The organism is Thalassovita gelatinovora (assembly GCF_001458355.1).
Lineage (GTDB): Bacteria > Pseudomonadota > Alphaproteobacteria > Rhodobacterales > Rhodobacteraceae > Thalassobius > Thalassobius gelatinovorus.
The window spans coordinates 44,422-65,524 of the sequence record NZ_CYSA01000015.1; the positions used below are offsets into that span (position 1 = coordinate 44,422).

Consider the following 21,103-nt stretch of genomic DNA (forward strand, 5'->3'; position numbering starts at 1 on the left):
GTGTTCTTACGGACTGTTCAAGCCCCTCTCTGCCGCGCAATATGCGCCTTGAAAATGGGAGGAAATCATCATGGGTTGGATGGCCGACGAAACCGGACTGGGCAAAACTGCGGCGAACTATGTGCCGTTGACCCCGCTCTCTTGGCTGGAGCGGGCCAAGACCGTATTTCCAGACCTCCCGGCGGTGGTCTATGGTACGCACCGCAAAACCTATGTCGAATACCATGACCGGGTGACCCGGCTGGCTTCGGCCCTGACCAAGCTGGGGGTCAATCCCGGCGATGTGGTCGCCACCGTCCTGCCCAACATTCCGGCCCAGGCCGAAGCGCATTTCGGCATACCCGCCAGCGGCGCGGTTTTGAACACGATCAACACACGACTGGAAGCCGACACCATCGCTTATATCCTTGATCACGGGCAAGCCAAGGTGGTGCTGGTCGACCCGCAATTCCTGCCGGCATTGGCGCAGGCGGTCGAAATCATGGACGGCCCCGCGCCGATCCTGATCGAAGTGGCCGACGATCAGGCCGGGGTCCATGCCCATGGCCATTACATGGAATACGAAGCCCTGCTGGAAACCGGTGACGCGAATTTCCAATGGATCATGCCCGAAGACGAATGGGAAAGTATCGCGCTGAATTACACCTCCGGCACCACAGGCCGGCCCAAGGGTGTGGTTTATCATCATCGCGGCGCCTATCTGAACGCGATGGGTCAGGTGATCAGTTGGCGGATGACATTGCACCCGCGCTATCTGACCATCGTGCCGCTGTTTCACTGCAACGGTTGGTGCCACACTTGGATGATGCCGGTTCTGGGCGGCACCGTGATCTGTTGCCGCGACATCACCGCCAAGGCCATCTTCGACGCCATCGCGGAGGAAGGCGTGACTCATTTCGGCGGTGCCCCGATCGTGTTGAACACGCTGGTCAATGCGCCCGCAGCCGACAAGCGCGATTTCGATCACGTGGTCGAGGTCTTCACCGCCGGGGCCCCGCCCGCTCCCGCGACCCTGGCCAAGATCGAACCGATGGGGTTCAACGTCACGCAGGTTTATGGCCTGACCGAAGTGTACGGCCCGGCCACCGAATGCACCTGGAAATCCAAATGGGACCCGTTGCAGGGTGATGACCGCGCCGCGATCAAGGCGCGGCAAGGCGTAGCAATGCCGATCTATGAACATATCACCGTGGTTGATGAAAAAATGCAGCAAATACCGATGGATGGTACCACCCAAGGCGAAATCATCATGCGCGGAAACGGGGTAATGAAGGGCTATCTGAAAAATCCCGACGCTACTGCCGAAGCCTTTGCCGGCGGCTATTTCCATACCGGCGACATCGCGTTGCAGCATCCCGACAGTTTCGTGCAGATCGCCGACCGGGCCAAGGACATCATCATTTCGGGCGGTGAAAACATCAGTTCGGTCGAGGTCGAAGGCGTGCTGATGGCACATCCCGATGTGTTGCTATGCGCGGTGGTGGCGAAACCGGATGAAAAATGGGGTGAAGTCCCCTGCGCCTTTGTCGAATTGAAGGACGGGCATCAGGCGGATGAGGCCGATCTGATCGGCTTTGCCCGCGAACGGCTGGCCGGGTTCAAAACGCCGAAAAAGGTGGTGTTTCAGGAATTGCCCAAGACCTCGACCGGCAAGATCCAGAAATTCGAATTGCGAACGCTGGCCAAGGAACTCTGACCGGTTCACCTCTTGCATCGAACTATAATATTCCATATATGGAATATCAACGCACCCACCGGGATTGGGCATATCGCCGTTTTGCGGTTTCTTCGCCGGATGTGCTTTATACAAGAGGATACAGAAATGACCATCAATCAAGCCGTCACCGCCTTTGCGGGCTTCATGGTTCTTCTTTCGTTGGTGCTGACCTACTGGGTTCACCCGGCCTTCGTCTGGTTTACCGTCTTCATAAGTATCAACCTGATTCAGTCGGCCTTCACCGGGATGTGTCCGGCCGCGTACATCTTTCGCAAAATCGGATTCAAAGCGGCATGATCTGCTTAAGGTAGGTTTTCCACTCCTCTGCTAGCCAATTGCCGCCCTGCCCCATGGCGTGCTATTCAGGTCTCGAAGAACGAGGCAGAGCAGCGCCCGCATGACAGCATTGACAAAATACCAGCGGATCGAGGCATCTGGCCTTTGGCGCGCCTCGCCCGAGGAACAGCGGCGCGAAGTGATCGTGTCGATCGGTGACGCGACGCTGATCATTTCCGACCTGCGGGACCGGGCCCTGACCCATTGGTCTCTCCCCGCCGTGATGCGCGCCAATCCGGGCGACTGGCCCGCAATCTATCATCCAGATGGCGACCCCGGCGAAACCTTGGAACTGACCGAAGGCGAAACCGAAATGGTCGCCGCAATCGAAAAGCTGCGCAATGCGATCGAACGGCGGCGGCCAAGGCCGGGGCGGCTCAGAACCGCGATGATGGCAGCTTCGCTGGCGTCGGTTCTGGCGGTCGGGGTATTCTGGTTGCCCGGTGCGATGGTCGACCACACGCTCAGCGTGGTACCCGCAGCCAAACGGCTGGATATTGGTCAGCGCCTATTGGCGGATATTCAGCGGTTGTCCGGTCCATCCTGCAATTCCGCCTCCGCGCGCCTTGCGCTGGATCACTTGGCAGAACGGCTGACCGACGACGATCTGCACCTTACCGTGGTGAAGACCGGTGTGCCCGACAGCGTCATGTTGCCGGGCAATATCATGGTCCTGAACAGCGCCTTGTTCGAAGATTACGAAGTTCCCGATATCGCTGCTGGCCACATCATTGCAGCAACCCTGCGCGCCCGTGCGTCGGACCCGCTGGATCGGTTGCTGCGCCACAGCGGCATGTTCAGCAGTCTCAGGCTGCTGACCACGGGAACGCTGCCTGACGAGACGCTCAAGGCCTATGCCGAAGCTCTGTTGACCCAGCCCGAAACCGAATTGCCCGTCGAAACTCTGTTGCAGGGGTTTCAGGAGGCCGGGGTGAAATCCAGCCCCTATGCTTATGCTTTGGACGTGTCGGGCGAAGCGACGCTGCCTTTGATCGAAGCCGATCCCTTTCCCGGCGCTGCGCCCAGCCCGGTTCTGTCCGATGGTGACTGGATCAGGCTGCAAAGCATCTGCGAAACTTAAAAGACCCCCACCGATATGGCAGGGGTCCATCATTCAAAGCCGTTCGAAATGTCAGCGGCGCAGGAATGCGTCGCTGAACCCGGAACGGCGCACCGCACCCAGCGCCTGTTGCGCCCCGGCATTGGACGGGAACGGACCCGCCACCACGATCTGATAGGCTTTGCCGTTGCGCTTGGCGCTCCAGATCCTCACCGGCAGGCCTGACTGTTTCAGCCGCAGGGCGGTTTTCTGAGCGTTCGATGGCACGCCGAACATGCCGACCTGCACAAAGCTCTGACCGCTGGGCTGCACCGTCGGTTTGTGCGCGGGCTTGGCGGGCACCGATTTCACCGGGGCACGGGATTTTGTCGACATCACGCCGGTCGTGCCACCTGCGGCATTGTCACGTTCGATCTGTGCCAAGGTCTGGGTCTGCGTCGTCAGGTCGGTGAACGGATAGAGCAGCCCCGGATTCATCCGAGTCACATTCTGCCCGGTCGCGCGATCAATCAGTTGACGCGGGATCGTGTCGGTCCAAACCAGCGCCATCTGCGCCTGCCCGGTCCGGGTCTGATGCGCCCGGTACGGATTGAGACGATCATCATCCCAAACCTGCCGGTATCCTTTGGGGATCGGGTTGGCCAACTTGGCGTTGAGTTGCTGTTCATAGACGTGACGGGGCACGATACGGGCATTGGGCGACAGCGTGGCCACCTGTGCCGATGCTGCGGGCGTAGCGGAGCGAACCTGTATCTTTCGGGTGTAGGTCTGCACAACCGGTGCGGGCGCGGCGATCCGACGTTTGCCACTGTTCCCCGTGGCGTAAGATACTGGCGATTCCGCCTGCGGACCACAGCGTACGCCCGACCCTGTCAGATATTTCTGACTGATCGCCGACGCCCCAGCACAGGCTGTTGCCATCGCCGCCGGGACCGGAACCGGAGCCGGCTTCATCTTCATCGCCCGCGTTTTCGGCGCCGGTTGCACCGGTTTGATCATTTTGGGCGGGGTCGCGATGGATGCGATCGTGGTCATCGGTTTGCGCACCGTCCGCGGCGCGGGCTTCGCCGCGGGGGCCTGAACCACTTGGCGCTGCCTGACCACCGCCTGCGGCTTGACCGCTACCGGCTCCGCTTTGGCCGTCGGAGCATCGGCAATCACCGGCAGTTTCTCTGCCGTCGCCTGCGCAAAGGTCGGCTTGGCGTTGCAAATATGATCCCGTCCACGCGTCACCCGCGGCACCCAAGTCACATTTCCATCGATCCCGGCGCGGATATAAACGCAGCCCCGGCTATCGACATATTGATTGCCTTTGTAGCTGGAGGGTGGAAATTCCGCCGGTTCATCCGCCCCCCGAAGGGTGGCGGCCTGAACCATTCCAAACCCCATCGAAAAAGCGACAGCGGCGCTTGCGGCTACTCTAAAAAACTTCATCTGTGCCCCCACACGAAATGTAGACGCACTGTGCACGAATTGTTTCCCTGAGTAAAGCGAATGACAGCCTATTTTGTGCCAAACATCCGGTCGCCCGCATCCCCTAGTCCCGGAAGGATATACCCTTTTTCATTCAACCGTTCGTCCAGAGACGCCGTGACGATCGGAACATCGGGATGCGCCTCTTTCATCCGTGCGACGCCTTCGGGGGCGGCCAACAGGCACATGAAGCTGATGTTATTAGCCCCTGCCTGCTTCAGCAGATCGACTGCCGCGACCGATGAATTGCCGGTCGCCAGCATCGGGTCGACGACGATCAGATGGCGATCTTCCAAGCCTTCGGGAACCTTGAAATAATACTGTACCGGTTGCAGCGTTTTTTCATCGCGGTATAGCCCGACAAACCCGACCCGGGCCGAAGGGATCAATTCCAAAACACCGTCCAGCAACCCGTTTCCGGCCCGCAGGATCGATATCAGCGCCAGCTTCTTGCCCTTGAGCACCGGTGCTTCCATTTCCTGCATCGGGGTTTCGATCCCGCGCGTGGTCAACTCCAGATCGCGGGTGATTTCATAGGCCAACAACTGACTGATTTCACGCAGCAGGCGACGGAATTCCCCGGTCGACGCTTTCTTGTCACGCATCAAAGTCAGTTTGTGCTGAACCAGTGGATGGGTAACGATGGTCAGATGCTCGGTCATGCGGCTTGCTCCAGTTTTTCCTTGATGCCTGTGCGGGTGCCTTCGTCGCAGAAGGCCGCGTCAATGGCAATCGCGTTCAATGCGGTAAAATCCTCTATTCCCCAGCGAAAGGCGCGTTCCAGTTCTTCGTATTCCCGCGTCATGGTAGTATTAAAAAAGGGCGGGTCGTCGGTAGATACCGTCACCTTGACCCCGGCCTCGCGCAGTCGCGCGATCGGGTGGGCCCCGTAGCTGGGATAGAGGCCCAGCGCCACATTCGAACCGGGGCACACTTCCAGTACGACGCCGGTTTCAGCCAGAATATCGACCAGTGCCGGGTCTTCAATCGCGCGCACGCCGTGGCCGATCCGTTCGACCTTCAGATCCTGCACCGCCTGCCGTATCGATTCCGGTCCGCCGAATTCCCCGGCATGGGTGGTTAGCCGCAATCCTGCTTCGCGGGCACAATCGAAGGCCCAGGCGAAATCGCCCTGCCGGCCTAATCCTTCGTCGCCGCCCATACCAAAGCCGGTGATCCAGCCCCCGGCGGTTTCAGCGGCGCAGATCGCGGTTTCCCGCGCCTTGTCCGGGCCAAAGTGACGAATGCAGGTGACAATGCCGCGCAGGGTGATGCCCATCTGCGCTTCGGCCTGTTGCGCGGCTTCCTTCATCGCGTGCAGATATTCCTTCCACGCGATCACGTCGCGGCCACCGCAGAAATCGGGGCTGAGAAAGGTTTCGGCATAGATCACGCCGTTTTCGGCGCACTGTTCCAACACAGCCAAGGTTAGCCGACGGTAATCCTCGGGCGTTTTCAAAACCTGCGTAGCGGCCTCATAGACCTGCAGAAAATGGGTGAAATCACGAAAAGCGTAATTGCCCCGCTCATCGAACACCCGATCAAGGTTGATCCCCTTTTCCTGTGCCAGCCCGCGCACGAATGCCGGCGGCGCGGCACCTTCGAGATGCAGATGCAATTCGACCTTGGGAAAATCTTTCCAACTCATAAAAAACTCCGTCCCGGCCCATGCGCGGGAATATCCAGATGAGCGGCCACGCTGGCCGCGATATCGACAAAATTGACCAAGCCACAGCTGCCCGCACCCTTGCCCGCGATCAGCACCGGCACCCGTTCGCGGGTGTGATCGGTGCCGCTCCAGCTGGGATCATTCCCGTGATCGGCGGTGACCAGTACCAAATCGTCGGGCCGCAAGCGCAGCAGAATTTTTCCCAATTCCGCGTCGAACCATTCCAATCCGCGGGCATAACCCGAAATATCCCGCCGATGACCATAAAGGCTGTCGAATTCGACGAAATTGGCAAAGGTTAGGCTTCCGTCTGCGGCGGCGTCGATTAGATCGTTGAGATCAGCCATCAACTGCGCATCACTGCCTTTGCGCACCTCGTCGATACCCTGCATCGAAAAGATATCCCCAATCTTGCCAATGGCATAGACGGCGCGTCCGGCCCCCTGCGCCCAGTCGCACAATGTCGGGCTTGGTGGCGCAATGGCATAATCATGCCGGTTAGTGGTGCGGGTAAACCCATCCGCCTCGGTGCCGACAAAGGGCCGTGCGATAACCCGGCCCACCTTCATTGCATGCACGATCGGCGCGATATCCTGACAAAGCTGCAACAAACGGTCGAGCCCGAAATGGGCTTCATGCGCAGCGATCTGCAACACGCTGTCCGCCGAGGTATAGCAAATCGGCCAACCGCTCCGGATATGTTCCGCCCCCAGATCCGCGATGATCTGGGTGCCGGAGGCATGGCAGTCGCCCAATATGCCGTCGGTCCCGGCCAGTTCGGCCACTTTGGCCGATAGGTCTGGTGGGAAGCTTGGTGTGGTATCCGGGAAGTAATGCCAATCCCAAGGCACCGGCACACCTGCCAGTTCCCAATGCCCCGACGGCGTATCCTTGCCAGGGCTGGTTTCCGTTGCCGCTCCCCAAATACCGGTCAGAGCCCCCACCCCCAACCCAGCAGCCGCCTCGCCCGAGGCCAGCTTGACCGCAGCCCCGAGCCCCAAGGCGTCAAGTGTGGGCAGATGCAATGGCCCGCTGCGGCCTTCTTCGGCCTGCCCTGCGGCACAGGCGCGGGCGATATGGCCGACCGTATTCGCCCCGGTGTCGGGCCGGTCGCCATTGAAGAACTTGTCGGCATCCGGTGCGCCGCCGATGCCGACGCTATCGATCACGATCAGGAAGGCGCGCGCCATCAGCCAATCCTTTCATGGATAAGCGGCGGCAGATCGGGGGCCTTGGACGACAGTGTTACGGCCCCCAGCACGGTTTTACAGGCGACATCCGCCGCTTCTTCGCGTGCCGCATGAACCCGCGCCACCGGCTGACCTTTTTGCACTTTGGTGCCAAGTGGCAGCATGTCGGAAATCCCGACCGCCGGGTCCACCACATCGCTTTCCACCTGACGTCCGCCACCCAGCCCAACCACGGCCAGTCCCAGCGCCTGACCGTCCATCGCGACGATGTACCCATCGGTCGGAGCAACCAATTCACGGATCACCGGGGCTTCGGGCAGAAACCGCTGCCAATTTTCGACGAATTGCACCGGCCCGCCCTGCGCCGCCACCATGCGGCCAAAACAGTCTGCCGCGCTGCCATCGGCGATTACCTTGGCGATCTGTTCCGCCCCAGCCTCGGCATCCCCGGCCAGTCCGGCATTGGCCAGTGCCACCCCACCCAATTGCGCCGTCAAATCCAGCAACCGGCCCTGAACCTGCCTGGTCAGAACCCGCATCGAACTTGCCACTTCCAGCGCATTGCCCAATTCCGGGGCAAGCGGTTGGTTCATATCGGTGATCAGAGCCGAAGTCTGACATCCCGCAGCATTCGCAGTATTGACCAAAGCCTGTGCCAAGGCGCGGGCGTCTTCGGCGCTTTTCATGAACGCGCCGGTTCCGACCTTCACATCCAGCACCAGCCCTTCCAGCCCGGCGGCCAGCTTCTTGGACAGGATCGACGCAGTGATCAGATCAAGGCTTTCCACTGTGCCGCTGATGTCACGCACCGCATAAAGCCGTTTATCCGCCGGGGCGATATCGCCGCTGGCCGACACGATGGCACAGCCCACCTGCCCGACCACTTTGCGAAACTGCGCCTCGTCCAGATCGGTGCGGTATCCGGGGATTGCTTCCAGCTTATCCAGCGTCCCACCGGTATGGCCCAACCCGCGGCCCGAAATCATCGGCACATACGCGCCGCACACCGCCAAAGCCGGGGCAAGTATTAGACTGACGCAATCGCCGACCCCGCCGGTGGAATGTTTGTCCAGAACCGGCCTGTCCATGTCCCAGCGCATCACATCACCGGAATCCCGCATCGCAAGGGTCAGACCGACCCGGCCTTTCTCCCCCAACCCATTCAGCAGCGCGGCCATCGCAAAGGCCCCAGCCTGCGCATCACTGACGCCGCGATCGGCCAGTCCTTGTGCGAACCAGTTCAGTTCTTCTTGCGTAACCGACTGATGGTCGCGGATTTTAACGATGATGGCGCGGGCATCCATAGCGGTTCAGCTCCGATCCATCTGGCTTTTGTGGAAGGCACCGGGCAGCAGTTCGGCCAGTGTCATGGTCAGTTCAGGCCCGTCAAGCGTCGCCATCCGCACTGTCACTTCGCCTTTGCCGAATTCGGCAAGCTTCTGACGGCAGCCGCCGCAGGGGGTGACCGGGGTTTCCGCATCCGCGACCACGCAAACCTCCACCAGTTCGGTTTCCCCCGAAGCAATCATTGCGGCAATTGCACCGGCTTCGGCGCAGGTGCCCTCGGGATAGGCGGCGTTTTCCACATTGCAGCCTTGAAAAATCGTTCCCGATTTCGACCGTATTGCCGCGCCGACCTTGAAATTGGAATAAGGCGCATAGGCCCGTTCGCGCACATCCCGCGCCGTATCCAGCAATGACATTGAAATACCTCCTGAACTCTATGCGATCCGGTTTCGGTCCGAAGACCGTTTTGACCGTTTTGAAAACTCTGACCCGACGCGGTGTCATTTGCAAGCATGCGCCCGCCACCAGCCTAAAAACAACGGCTTTCATCCTGCGAAAAATTAGTTTAGCATTAAACTAACTAGATCGGAGGAGTCGCATGGCGGATAATCAGAACCCATCGCTGCGCCAATCGGCGCTTGGTTACCACGAATTTCCCAAACCAGGTAAGCTTGAGGTCCGCGCCACCAAACCCTTGGCAAATGGCCGCGACCTCAGCTTGGCTTACAGTCCAGGCGTGGCCGAAGCCTGCCTGGAAATCAAGGCAGATCCGTCCAATGCTAGCCGCTATACCGCGCGCGGTAATCTGGTGGCGGTGGTGTCGAACGGCACTGCGGTGCTGGGCTTGGGCAATATCGGTGCGCTGGCGTCGAAACCGGTGATGGAAGGCAAGGCAGTTCTGTTCAAGAAATTCGCCAATATCGATTGTTTCGACATCGAACTGGACGAATCCGACCCGGAAAAGCTCGCCGATATTGTCTGTGCGCTGGGGCCGACCTTCGGCGCGATCAACCTTGAAGATATTAAAGCCCCCGATTGTTTCATCGTCGAAAAATTGTGCCGCGAACGGATGAACATCCCCGTTTTCCACGATGATCAGCATGGCACCGCCATCGTGGTCGGGGCCGCGGCCACCAATGCGCTCAGGGTGGCGGGCAAACGTTTCGAGGATATCAAAATCGTTTCCACCGGCGGCGGCGCGGCAGGGATTGCCTGCCTCAACATGCTGCTGAAATTGGGCGTGAAGCGGGAAAATGTCTGGCTTTGCGACATTCACGGGCTGATCTATCAGGGCCGGACCGAAGACATGACACCGCAGAAAGCGGATTATGCCCAGAGCAGCGACAAGCGCACGCTGGATGACGTGATCGAAGGTGCCGACATGTTCCTTGGCCTGTCCGGTCCCGGTGTATTGACACCCGCAATGGTCGCCAAGATGACGAAGCAACCGATCGTCTTTGCGCTGGCCAATCCGACGCCCGAAATCATGCCGGACGATGTCCGCGCGGTCGCCCCGGATGCGATCATCGCCACCGGCCGGTCGGATTTCCCCAATCAGGTCAATAACGTCCTGTGTTTCCCCTTCATTTTCCGCGGCGCGCTGGATGTCGGCGCAACCGAAATCAATGACGACATGTCATTGGCTTGCATCGCGGGCATCGCCGAACTGGCCCGCGCCACCACCAGCGCCGAAGCCGCCGAAGCCTATAAGGGGGAACAGTTGACCTTCGGGGCCGATTATCTGATCCCGAAACCCTTTGATCCGCGTCTGGTCGGGGTGGTGTCCGCATCCGTCGCCAAGGCGGCGATGGACAGCGGTGTCGCCACCAAGCCAATCGAAGATCTGGGTGCCTACAAACACCGGCTGAACCAGTCGGTGTTCAAATCCGCACTGCTAATGCGGCCGGTATTCGAAGCCGCCCGCGCCGCGTCGCGCCGCATCATTTTTGCCGAAGGCGAAGACGAACGCGTGCTGCGCACCGCCCAAGCAGTGCTGGAGGAAACCACCGAAACACCAATCCTGATCGGTCGCCCCGAGGTGATCGAAACTCGCTGCGAACGCGCCGGTCTGACCATCCGCCCGGATCGCGATTTCGAAGTGGTGAACCCGGAAAGCGATTCTCGCTACCGCGATTACTGGCAGTCGTATCACGAATTGATGCAACGCCGAGGCGTCACCCCGGATCTGGCCAAGGCCATCATGCGCACCAACACCACTGCCATTGGCGCGGTCGCGGTCCATCGTGGCGATGCCGACAGCCTGATTTGCGGAACTTTCGGTGAATATCGCTGGCACCTGAATTACATCACCCAGATCCTTGGCAGCGACACCCTGTCACCGCATGGGGCGCTGTCGCTGATGATTCTAGAAGATGGGCCGCTTTTCATCACCGATACCCAAGTGCATGAAATGCCCACCCCGGACAGTATCGCGCGGATTGCCGAAGGTGCAGCCCGCCATGTGCGCCGGTTCGGATTGGCCCCCAAGGTCGCGCTGTGTTCGCAATCGCAATTCGGCAATCAAAGCGGAGGGTCAGGCGAACGCCTGCGCGAAGCCTTGTCGATCCTCGACAGCAAACCGCGCGATTTCGCCTATGAAGGGGAAATGAACGTGGAATCGGCGCTGGACCCGGATCTGCGCCACCGGATTTTCCCCAATTCACGGCTGGAGGGGGCCGCCAATGTTTTGGTCTTTGCCCATGCCGACGCGGCGTCGGGCGTGCGCAACATTCTGAAAATGCGCGCGAACGGATTGGAAGTCGGGCCGATCCTGATGGGGATGGGAAACCGCGCCCATATCGTGGCCCCATCGATCACCGCGCGCGGGTTGCTGAACATGGCCGCCATCGCCGGAACCCCGGTGGCGCATTACGGCTGAGTCCGAAAAGGTCGGGCGCTCAACCGCCCGGCCAAAGTTTAAAAATTTGCAAATCCAAGCTCATTCCCTTTCTATTCGGAATATTTTCAATGATTTTGCAAATTTCTATTGGTGAATTTCGCTAATTCTGCAAACTTTCTGCGTAAAACGGTCGCTGTGACCGGTAACGCGCTTGCGAAGAATCTGGCCGCTCCGATACACCTGTTACATCAGTTCAGGAGGAGGCATGTGATGTCGTATAAAGACGTTTACCAAGGCTGGCAGAAAGACCCCGACGCATTCTGGCTCGAAGCCGCGCAGGCGATCGACTGGGACACCGCCCCGAACAAGGCGCTGTCGGATGAAAATGCCCCCCTCTATGAATGGTTCAAGGACACAAAGGTTAACACCTGCTGGAACGCCGTTGATCGTCATGTGGAAAACGGGCGCGGTGATCAGGTCGCAATCATCCATGACAGCCCGGTAACGGGATCGAAAAAATGGATCACCTTTGTCGAATTGCGCAATCGTGTTTCAAGCCTCGCCGGTGCCCTGCGCGCCAAGGGGGTCGAAAAAGGTGATCGCGTCATCATCTATATGCCGATGATCCCCGAAGCGCTTGAGGCGATGTTGGCCTGTTCCCGTCTGGGCGCGATCCATTCGGTCGTCTTTGGTGGGTTCGCCAGCAATGAGTTGGCGGTTCGGATTGATGACGCAAAGCCCAAATGCATCATCGCCGCGTCTTGTGGCATCGAACCAGGCCGCGTGGTCCATTACAAACCTCTGCTCGATGAAGCCATCGATCTGGCCCATCACAAGCCCGCCTTCAATGTGATCTTCCAACGTGAAAACGAAGTGGCGGAATTGAAAGAGGGGCGCGATTACAATTGGCACGGCTTCCAATATGGCACGGATCCCGCCGATTGTGTGCCGGTTGAAGGCGATCATCCCGCCTATATCCTTTACACCTCTGGCACCACCGGTCAGCCGAAGGGCGTCATCCGCCCCACTGCGGGCCATCTGGTCGCGCTAAACTGGACCATGAAGAACCTTTATAACGTCGATCCCGGCGACGTGTTCTGGGCCGCGTCGGATGTCGGTTGGGTCGTGGGACACAGCTATATTTGCTACGGGCCGCTGATCCATGGCAACACCACAATCGTTTTCGAAGGCAAACCGATCGGTACCCCCGATGCTGGCACGTTCTGGCGGGTGATTTCCGAACATAAGGTGAAAAGCTTCTTCACCGCCCCCACCGCGTTTCGTGCGGTAAAGCGCGAAGACCCCAAAGGGGAATTCGTCAAGAAATACGACCTGTCCTGCCTGAAACAGGTTTATCTGGCTGGCGAACGCGCCGATCCCGACACTATCGAATGGGCGCAGCAACAACTGAACGTGCCTATCATCGACCATTGGTGGCAGACCGAAACCGGTTGGGCCATCGCCGCCAACCCGCTGGGGATCGAAGAATTGCCGATCAAGCTGGGATCGCCGTCGCTACCGATGCCGGGCTATGATGTGCAGATCCTCGACGAAGGCGGCCATCCGGTCAAAAACGGTGAACTGGGTGCCATCGCAATCAAACTACCGCTGCCGCCGGGCACCCTGCCGACGCTCTGGAATGCTGAGGACAGGTATCGCAAATCCTACCTGAACACCTTCCCGGGCTATTACGAAACCGGCGATGCGGGGATGAAGGACGAAGACGGCTATCTTTACGTCATGGCGCGGACCGATGACGTGATCAACGTCGCCGGTCACCGGTTATCGACGGGCGGTATGGAAGAAGTGCTGGCCAGCCATCCCGACGTTGCCGAATGCGCCGTGATCGGGGTCAGCGACGATCTGAAGGGGCAATTGCCGGTCGGTTTCCTGTGCCTCAACGCCGGATCGAACCGCCCGCATGAAGACGTGGTCAAAGAAGTCGTGAAGCTGGTGCGCGAAAAAATCGGCCCGGTTGCAGCGTTCAAACTGGCCGTGGTGGTGGACAGGTTGCCCAAAACCCGGTCGGGCAAGATCCTGCGCGGCACCATGGTATCGATCGCCGACGGCAAGGAATTCAAGCTGCCCGCCACGATTGATGACCCTGCGATCCTTGATGAAATCAAGGGTGCTCTGAAAACCATCGGCTACGCCAAGGGCTGAGGCCCGCTTGGGAAGCGGGACCACTGGCGCCCCTTGCGCGCCAGTCCTTAGCCATTGATCAAATACCCCAACCCGCTTACGCTGGATGGGCGAGAGGGGCCGGTATGACTCAACTAATCCTGATACTGCATTTCCTTGCCATGGCGGTCGGTGTCGGTGGTAGCGTAGCGAGCATGATCACCGGGATAACGGCTGGTGGCTTGCCACCCGAAGCGCGCCCCTCGGTCGGGCTGGTCCAGCGACGGATCGGCATCGCCGCCGCGATTGCGCTGGCCCTGCTGTGGATCACCGGAATCTGGCTGCTGTTCCTGCTTTATGGCGGTATTTCCGGCTTATTTCTGCTGTTCGATCTGAAAATTCTGGCTGCCGCGGTGCTGACCGGTATTTCGATCCGGATGCAGTTGCTGTCGATCCGAGGCCGGAAAACCGGTATTCCGCCGCCGCCTGCCACTACCCGCAAACTTGGCATCGCAGGGTTGATCACGTCCCTGACCGTCGTCGTTCTGGCCGTGTTGAGCTTCAACTGACGCGCCGCAGCTGAGTTTTATGAACCTGTCGTCCTGCCTGCCCTCGATCGGGATGGATCAGTCGTGCCCATCTGATTTGAATCAATCCCATCCCCTGCCCGTTCGGATAGTCTGAGCTTATTTCGTACAATCAGAGGCCCCCAAGATGACCGAGGATTCCAAAGACAATAAAACCTGGAAAGAAGAAATCGAAATTTCCAGTGATGCCCTGATCGGCAAGATCAAGGATCTGGCCGCCGAAGCGCAAGTGCGCCGGGTGCGCATCATCGAACCGGATGGCGACGTTGCCGTCGATATACCGCTATCGGTGGGCGCGATTGCCGGTGGTGTTGTGGTGCTTGCCGCACCCGTTTTGGCCATCATCGGCGCGATTGCCGCCTTTGCAACCAAGGTAAAGATTGAAATCGTCCGCGAAGAAGAAAGCAAGGGAGAAGACGACACCGACTAGAGCGACACCGCCGCGCTACTTCGCCACCTCGTAGCGCTGCGCCTGATCCCCCCTGCCCGCACGTTCCAGTTCGGCGCGGAATTCTTCGCGCATCGATACCGCCGCAGGTTCAATGTCGAGTCCCGTCAGGTACGCCTTGATCGCAGCATCGGCATTACCCTGACGCGCCTCGATCCGGGCCAGAAGCCGCCATGCCTGCCAATGGGTGTGGTGCAGTTGCGTCACCCGTAGCACCTGTTCACGCGCCTGTTCCAAACGGTCCGTGCCGAAATAAAAGGCCGCAAGGTCATATTGGGCAAGGGTGTAATTAGGGTGATCAGCGATCAGCGCCTGCAACTGCGCAATCGCATCGGATTGCCGCCCCAAAGCATAAACAGAAACCGCTTTTTGCAATCGCAACTGCGCGATGTCCGGGGCCAGTTCCAAACCCCGCTCAGCCGCAGCCAAAGATTTGTCATATGCTTTTTGCGCGTAAAAGGCGCGCGAAAGCGATATCCAGGGTTCATACTGGGCAACCTCGCCCGACGCCATGACATCTGCCATCGCTTCGGCCGCATAATCCGCCTTGAAGTTCTGATTGAGCAGAACCCCATTGGCCTTGGCCAGCAGCTTTTCGGCAGCACTGAGCGGTGTGTCGGGATAGAGCAAGCTGACCCCGACAATCTCGGCCGGAACTTTGGCGATTGGTTGTTTCAGCGACTGGAGCGGCCCCGGATCGCGCACAATCCGGTGATCCGTCATGGTGACATGGATCACATCCTGCGTGCGGCGTTCGGGCATATGACAGGTGGTGCAATCAGCATCGGGCGCGATATCGGGGTGGATCAGGCCGCTTTGCATCGCGGGCAATCCCTGCCCGTTGCTTTCATGGCAAGACAGGCACGCCGCCCGGTAATGCGCGGCGCGCTCATCCGGTTTGATTTTCACATGCGGGTCGTGACAACTGAGACAACCAAGCTGTCCCTCGCTTTCGATAAAGCAGCGGCTTTGTTCCATCCGGAACGGATGGTGGTTGATGTCGAACCGGTCTTCGCGCATCCGCAACGCGTCATCGACATCCAAAAACACCTTGTAATCGCTCAAGCTTTGTCCGGGCCGGAAGGAATAAACCGAACGGCCCAGCCTCAGTTCTGGCGTCACCGCCACACTTGGCTGCATATGGCAGCCATAGCAAATGCCATAAAGCTGCGCCTGCGGCAGCTTGCCGGGATGCACGATGGCGGCGCGGATGTCTTTCAGATCGCTATCCCCGCCCAGCACCTTCTCGACATGATCCGCACCCGGCCCGTGACAGCGCTGACAACCGATCCCTTCAGGCAGATGCACCGGGAACAATTCGGGCATTCCCAGACGATCACTGCCCTCTGGAACGTCGGGAAACGCATTGTGACAAGCCATGCAGCGTTGCCGAACCGGCCGGTTGACCCCCAGATGATTGGAAAATTCAAACCCCGGCGCCATTTCCCATTTGCCGCCTTGCTGACTGTACCAGGCCAAGGGCAGCTGAAACAATTCGCCGCTGGTGGTCTGATACAGGTAGACCCGGGAGTGATGGCCCGATCCGAGGATCCAATCGACCTTCTGTTCGAACTTATGAATCCGGACACCCGCTTCATTCAACTGATAGCGGGTGAACCAATAGGCCCCATCGCGCTGTTGCATTTCATAATGCCGGTTCGAAGCCGCGTGAAAAAAATGTGCGTTGTCGAAATCTTCGATGACATTATCCGGCGATGGCCTATAGAAACTCTTCGCCATCCCCATTTCGCTGAAGCTTTCGGCCTTGTCTTGGTGGCATTCGGCGCAGGTAGTGTCGGGGATGTAACCGGCCGCCGCGCCTGTGGTGACGGGGATGCCGTATTCTTTCAGGATATCCGACGCCGCAGCGGGACGAACAGACAAAACGGCCACTCCGAAAGCCGCCAATAGAATAGTAAATCGGGTCAAAAACATGCTAGGCCCTGAAAATTGCAGCAATGAATTGACGCCATGCTAGGTCACCCCGGCAGCCGCGGCAAGAAAAGCCCACAAGCAGCGCGGTATCAGCGGAATCGCTGCCCCGATCAGACGAATTGTTCGCGGATCAGCCGTTCTTCCAGCCCGTGGCCCGGATCGAACAATATCCGATGTTCGATATCAGGTTCGGACTGGATTTCAACGCAGACGACGTTTTCCACCAGATGACTATCGGCTTCGGCCATCACCGGGCGTTTGTCGGCTTCCAGCACGTCAAAGCGCACATTTGCGGTCTTTGGCAACAGCGCCCCACGCCAGCGGCGAGGCCGGAACGGTGCAATCGCGGTCAGCGCCAATACGTCGGACCCGATCGGCAAAATCGGCCCGTGGGCGGAATAATTATACGCGGTCGACCCGGCTGGCGTGGCGAGCAAGGCACCGTCGCATACCAATTCTTCCATCCGCAACCGCCCGTCCACGGTAATTTTCAGCTTGGCGGCCTGCGGCCCGCTGCGCAGCACCGACACTTCGTTCAGCGCCAGCGCCTCGTGTTTGGTGCCGCCGGCACAGGTGGCGTGCATCGACAGTGGATTGATCACTTCTTCCTCCGCCGCCTTCAGCCGGTCCATCAGGTCAGTTTCGGAATACTCGTTCATCAGGAACCCGACAGTGCCACGATTCATGCCATAAACAGGAACATCCAGATGCTGGGTCCGGTGCAGCGTGGTCAGCATGAACCCGTCCCCGCCAAGGGCAACGATTACGTTCGCATCGCTTTCAGGAGCCTGACCATAGCGCCCGACAAGGGTCGCACGGGCGGTTTGCGCCGACGGGCTGTCGCTGGCGACAAAGGCGATACGAAGACTCATAGGCGACCTGTTTCCGATTGGGGTCATTTTGCGCCAATCGAACCACAAGTTACGGGGCGGCGCCACCCCTGCCGCGACTGTTCGCCGTTGCGTCGCAATAGGGCCTTCCCCATCTGCCCTATTTCCTTTACCTAGCGGCCAATCCAACATCCCATCACGGAGTCCCCGATGTCCGATACCGGTTTCTTCACCGAAGCACTGTCTTCCCGCGATCCCGAGCTGTTCCAGTCGATCACCGACGAGCTTGGCCGCCAGCGCAATGAGATCGAACTGATCGCCTCAGAGAACATTGTCTCGGCTGCCGTCATGGAAGCCCAAGGTTCGGTCATGACGAACAAATACGCCGAAGGCTATCCCGGCCGGCGTTATTATGGCGGTTGCCAATTCGTTGATGTGGCTGAAAATCTGGCCATCGAACGGGCCAAGGAACTGTTCGGTTGCGGCTTTGCCAATGTACAGCCCAATTCCGGCAGTCAGGCCAATCAGGGTGCCTTTATGGCGCTGATCAAACCCGGCGATACCATCCTCGGCATGAACCTGGCCTCGGGCGGGCACCTGACCCACGGCGCTGCCCCGAACCAGTCGGGCAAGTGGTTCAACGCCGTCCAGTACGGTGTACGCCAGCAAGACAACCTGATCGACTATGACGAAGTTGCAGCCTTGGCTCAGGAACACCAACCCAAGCTGATCATCGCCGGCGGCTCGGCCATCCCGCGCCAGATTGATTTCGCCAAGTTCCGCGAAATTGCCGACAGCGTCGGCGCCTACCTGATGGTCGACATGGCACACTTTGCCGGACTGGTTGCGGCGGGTGAACATCCTTCGCCTTTCCCCTATGCTGATATTGCCACCACCACCACTCACAAGACCCTGCGCGGTCCGCGCGGCGGCATGATCCTGACCAATGACGAAGCGATCGCCAAGAAGGTCAATTCCGCCATTTTCCCCGGTTTGCAGGGTGGTCCGTTGATGCATGTGATCGCCGCGAAGGCGGTCGCATTTGGTGAAGCGCTGCGGCCCGAATTCAAGACCTATCAGAAACAGGTGCGTGCCAATGCCGTGGCGCTGGCCGATCAACTGATGAAGGGCGGTCTGGACATGGTCACGGGTGGCACCGACACCCATGTGATGTTGGTCGATCTACGCCCCAAAGGGGTGAAGGGCAACGCCACCGAAAAGGCATTGGGCCGCGCCCATATCACCTGCAACAAGAACGGTATCCCGTTTGATCCGGAAAAACCGATGGTAACCTCGGGTATCCGTCTGGGCACGCCTGCAGGCACCACCCGTGGTTTCGGTGAAGCCGAATTCCGCCAGATCGCCGACTGGATCGTCGAAGTGGTCGACGGGCTGGCCGCCAATGGCGAAGAAGGCAATGCCGAGATCGAAGAAAAAGTGAAGGCCGAAGTCGAGGCGTTTTGCGCCAAATTCCCGATCTACCCGACCCTGTAAGGCCGGACCTGAAGCAAAGAAAACGCCGCCGTGGAATGGGTTCCGCGGCGGCGTTTCCTATTGCGGATTATGATCTTGTGGATTGGAAACCTTACAAAAATCCGCGCCACATCAGAAACGCCAGCAGCAGCGCCAGCACCAATAGCAGATTGAAGGACAGCCCACCCAGCAGGCCCAGCACCGCGCCTTTGCGCCGGTCGGCCACGTCGATGGTTTTCAGGTGATCGCGGATGTCCAGATAGGCCCGGTTTACCGCAGCGGCGTCGATGAATTGCCGCAGCTTGGGATGACCCGCCATTGCCTGCGCTTCGATAATCACCTTGGCCGCTGCATGAAGCCGCTTCGGCACCCGACGCCCGACTTTGCGCATACGGTGTTGCAGATCGCCCGAGGACGCGCCAAAAGTTTCGGCCAGAAGCTTTGTCAATTCGGCCTGTTTTTTTTCAAGCTCTTTCGGGTCGATCACCGATCTTGCTCCGTTCCGATCTCAAGGGTACTGGTCTGTTAACGCCGCCTGCTCTATCTAGACCCCATGCTGAACCAGATTGTCCACGGTGAAAAAACCGATCGTCCTTCGCTTTTGATCGTTCATGGCCTTTATGGGTCGGGGCGCAATTGGGGAGTGATTGCCAAACGTCTGTCCGACGGTCGTCAAGTGATTGCCGTGGATCAGCGCAATCATGGGTTCAGCCCTTGGCATGACAGTCACAGCTATGAAGACATGGCCGAGGATTTGGCGCGGGTGATCCGTGCCCAAGGCGGCCCTATGGACGTTCTGGGCCATTCCATGGGCGGCAAGGCAGCGATGGTGTTGGCGTTGAAATATCCCAATCTTGTCAATCGCTTGATCGTTGCCGACATTGCCCCTGTCGCCTATGGCCATTCCCAGTTGCAATATATCGAGGCGATGCGCGCGGTGGATCTGGACAAGGTGGAAAAACGGTCCGATGCCGAGGCGCAATTGCGCGATCTGGTCGACGATCCGATCCTGCCGACCTTTTTCACCCAATCGCTTGACGTGGCGCAGAAACGGTGGCGGCTGAACCATGACGCACTGGAACAAGATATGGAAAAAATCCTTTCTTTTCCGGATCTTGATGGTCAATTCGGCGGGCCTACCCTGTTTTTGTCGGGGGCGAAATCAGACTATGTCAAACGCGAAGACCGGCCCCACATCAAGGCCCTGTTTCCACAGGCAAAATTCGCCAAGATCCCCGATACGGGGCATTGGTTGCATGCCGAAAAACCGCGCGAATTCGAAGCCGCAGTGCGGGCCTATCTGACTTGAAATAACTGGTGGCAACGACACGCGGGGGACCCCTTCCCTTTGCGCCGTCACCACCATAGCCCGTTTGCAACGGGATTCTTACTGGCTGCTATACAACGCCCGCGTGACAAGATAAGTCACTGGAAACGCAACGATAAACCCAGCCAACGCCGCAAGCAGAAGCGGCTGCATCGTGTCCATCCCCATCACCAGCGCGGCGATCATGGCCGACCCTGCAAGGGTCGAGCCGATAAAGAGATGCAAAATAAAACCAAGTCTGAGCATGGGACCCTCCTGTGGTGATGTGCGATCCTTCCTGATTAATATAGCATATTTTGAATATCATACCTTTGATTTGCATCAATACGGTCGGAAATCCGGGCCGGAATGCCCTGCCTGCTGTAGCGTTAAGTGCTGATATTTGTAGCATTTGTAGCGCCAAAGACTGCATATGCCCCGGCCCATCGCGCGGCGGGTCAGCACGGCGTTAACCGACCCGCCCGAGGATGGGGCCGAAAGGATCGCCCATGGACCGACTTGCCCCCTATCGCATCGTTTCCGTCACCGAATTTCGCCGCGACGCCACCCGGCTTTCGAGTTGGGTGCAGCACCGCGGCGGCCGGGTCTGGATCACCAAACACGGGACCTCCACCTGCGCGGTGGTTCCGATGGAGCAATGTGAATTGCTGGAAAAATGGGAAGGCCGCAGCCTGGCCGAGGAACGCCGCAGGCTGGACCGGCTTTACGCCCAATGGAAAGCCGTCAAGGCGCGCGATCCGCGGGCAGATTTGCCGCTGCCTTGGGATTGGGACAAAACGCGATGAGCGGCGGGCTGCGCGGCCCGGTCGAC

At 59.1% G+C, this 21,103-nt stretch carries 20 protein-coding genes; 10 read left to right on the forward strand and 10 right to left on the reverse strand.

The features are described 5' to 3' along the window. The first annotated feature begins 70 nt into the window (after positions 1-70). The 3 genes from TG4357_RS05030 (at position 71) to TG4357_RS05040 (ending at position 3,134) form a co-directional block, all read left to right on the forward strand. Positions 71-1,696 (forward strand): AMP-binding protein, encoded by a 1,626-nt coding sequence (locus tag TG4357_RS05030; protein WP_058261780.1) that lies wholly within the window; start codon positions 71-73, stop codon positions 1,694-1,696. A 126-nt stretch (positions 1,697-1,822) separates the two neighbouring features. Further along, on the forward strand, positions 1,823-2,014 hold the full coding sequence (locus TG4357_RS05035; RefSeq protein ID WP_058261781.1) for a YgaP family membrane protein: 192 nt from the start codon (positions 1,823-1,825) through the stop codon (positions 2,012-2,014). Positions 2,015-2,114: 100 nt separating this feature from the next. After that, positions 2,115-3,134, forward strand: a complete 1,020-nt coding sequence (locus TG4357_RS05040; protein WP_058261782.1) for a hypothetical protein — start codon at positions 2,115-2,117, stop codon at positions 3,132-3,134. Positions 3,135-3,185: 51 nt separating this feature from the next. Here TG4357_RS05040 and TG4357_RS05045 read toward each other — a convergent pair whose 3' ends face one another. The 6 genes from TG4357_RS05045 to TG4357_RS05070 form a co-directional block, all read right to left on the reverse strand. Next, entirely contained in the window at positions 3,186-4,547 is a 1,362-nt protein-coding gene (locus TG4357_RS05045) for an SPOR domain-containing protein (RefSeq protein ID WP_074647015.1), read from the reverse strand. Positions 4,548-4,615: 68 nt separating this feature from the next. Further along, on the reverse strand, positions 4,616-5,248 hold the full coding sequence (upp, locus tag TG4357_RS05050; protein WP_058261784.1) for a uracil phosphoribosyltransferase: 633 nt from the start codon (positions 5,246-5,248) through the stop codon (positions 4,616-4,618). Continuing rightward, complete coding sequence (locus TG4357_RS05055) at positions 5,245-6,234, reverse strand: adenosine deaminase (RefSeq protein ID WP_058261785.1); 990 nt, start codon at positions 6,232-6,234, stop codon at positions 5,245-5,247. The genes upp and TG4357_RS05055 overlap by 4 nt, the downstream gene beginning before the upstream one ends. Next, on the reverse strand, positions 6,231-7,445 hold the full coding sequence (locus tag TG4357_RS05060; protein WP_058261786.1) for a phosphopentomutase: 1,215 nt from the start codon (positions 7,443-7,445) through the stop codon (positions 6,231-6,233). Before TG4357_RS05060 ends, TG4357_RS05055 begins: the two co-directional genes overlap by 4 nt. After that, complete coding sequence (locus TG4357_RS05065; protein WP_058261787.1) at positions 7,445-8,749, reverse strand: thymidine phosphorylase; 1,305 nt, start codon at positions 8,747-8,749, stop codon at positions 7,445-7,447. The genes TG4357_RS05060 and TG4357_RS05065 overlap by 1 nt, the downstream gene beginning before the upstream one ends. 6 nt (positions 8,750-8,755) lie before the next feature. Then, a complete protein-coding gene (locus TG4357_RS05070) occupies positions 8,756-9,148 on the reverse strand; it encodes a cytidine deaminase (protein WP_058261788.1) in 393 nt (130 codons plus the stop codon). Between the two features lie 182 nt (positions 9,149-9,330). Here TG4357_RS05070 and TG4357_RS05075 point away from each other — a divergent pair, with 182 nt between their 5' ends. From TG4357_RS05075 to TG4357_RS05090, 4 genes are all read left to right on the forward strand, one after another. After that, entirely contained in the window at positions 9,331-11,610 is a 2,280-nt protein-coding gene (locus tag TG4357_RS05075; RefSeq protein WP_058261789.1) for an NADP-dependent malic enzyme, read from the forward strand. Positions 11,611-11,841: 231 nt separating this feature from the next. Further along, positions 11,842-13,734 carry a propionate-CoA ligase PrpE gene (gene prpE, locus TG4357_RS05080; RefSeq protein WP_058261790.1) on the forward strand — a complete coding sequence of 631 codons (1,893 nt, stop codon included), beginning with the start codon at positions 11,842-11,844 and terminating at the stop codon, positions 13,732-13,734. Between the two features lie 104 nt (positions 13,735-13,838). After that, positions 13,839-14,261: a hypothetical protein gene (locus TG4357_RS05085; RefSeq protein WP_074646998.1), complete on the forward strand. Its 423-nt coding sequence runs from the start codon at positions 13,839-13,841 to the stop codon at positions 14,259-14,261. A gap of 145 nt (positions 14,262-14,406) precedes the next feature. Next, positions 14,407-14,709: a DUF4342 domain-containing protein gene (locus TG4357_RS05090; RefSeq protein ID WP_058261792.1), complete on the forward strand. Its 303-nt coding sequence runs from the start codon at positions 14,407-14,409 to the stop codon at positions 14,707-14,709. Between the two features lie 15 nt (positions 14,710-14,724). Here the strand turns inward: TG4357_RS05090 and TG4357_RS05095 are convergent, their stop codons facing one another. Both TG4357_RS05095 and TG4357_RS05100 read right to left on the reverse strand, forming a co-directional pair. Next, the gene (locus tag TG4357_RS05095) at positions 14,725-16,611 is read right to left on the reverse strand and encodes a cytochrome c3 family protein (RefSeq protein ID WP_158509053.1); all 1,887 of its coding nucleotides are present in this window, start codon (positions 16,609-16,611) and stop codon (positions 14,725-14,727) included. 161 nt (positions 16,612-16,772) lie between these two features. Further along, complete coding sequence (locus tag TG4357_RS05100; protein WP_058261794.1) at positions 16,773-17,534, reverse strand: NAD kinase; 762 nt, start codon at positions 17,532-17,534, stop codon at positions 16,773-16,775. A gap of 168 nt (positions 17,535-17,702) precedes the next feature. Here TG4357_RS05100 and glyA point away from each other — a divergent pair, with 168 nt between their 5' ends. Next, positions 17,703-18,986, forward strand: a complete 1,284-nt coding sequence (gene glyA / locus TG4357_RS05105; protein WP_074647000.1) for a serine hydroxymethyltransferase — start codon at positions 17,703-17,705, stop codon at positions 18,984-18,986. Between the two features lie 91 nt (positions 18,987-19,077). Here glyA and TG4357_RS05110 read toward each other — a convergent pair whose 3' ends face one another. Continuing rightward, a complete protein-coding gene (locus TG4357_RS05110; protein WP_058261796.1) occupies positions 19,078-19,452 on the reverse strand; it encodes a hypothetical protein in 375 nt (124 codons plus the stop codon). A 66-nt stretch (positions 19,453-19,518) separates the two neighbouring features. Between TG4357_RS05110 and TG4357_RS05115 the strand changes: the two genes are divergently transcribed. Next, complete coding sequence (locus TG4357_RS05115) at positions 19,519-20,274, forward strand: alpha/beta fold hydrolase (RefSeq protein WP_058261797.1); 756 nt, start codon at positions 19,519-19,521, stop codon at positions 20,272-20,274. Between the two features lie 78 nt (positions 20,275-20,352). Here the strand turns inward: TG4357_RS05115 and TG4357_RS05120 are convergent, their stop codons facing one another. Beyond that, complete coding sequence (locus TG4357_RS05120) at positions 20,353-20,538, reverse strand: hypothetical protein (protein WP_058261798.1); 186 nt, start codon at positions 20,536-20,538, stop codon at positions 20,353-20,355. 242 nt (positions 20,539-20,780) lie between these two features. Between TG4357_RS05120 and TG4357_RS05125 the strand changes: the two genes are divergently transcribed. Then, entirely contained in the window at positions 20,781-21,077 is a 297-nt protein-coding gene (locus TG4357_RS05125; protein ID WP_058261799.1) for a type II toxin-antitoxin system Phd/YefM family antitoxin, read from the forward strand. Positions 21,078-21,103: the final 26 nt, after the last annotated feature.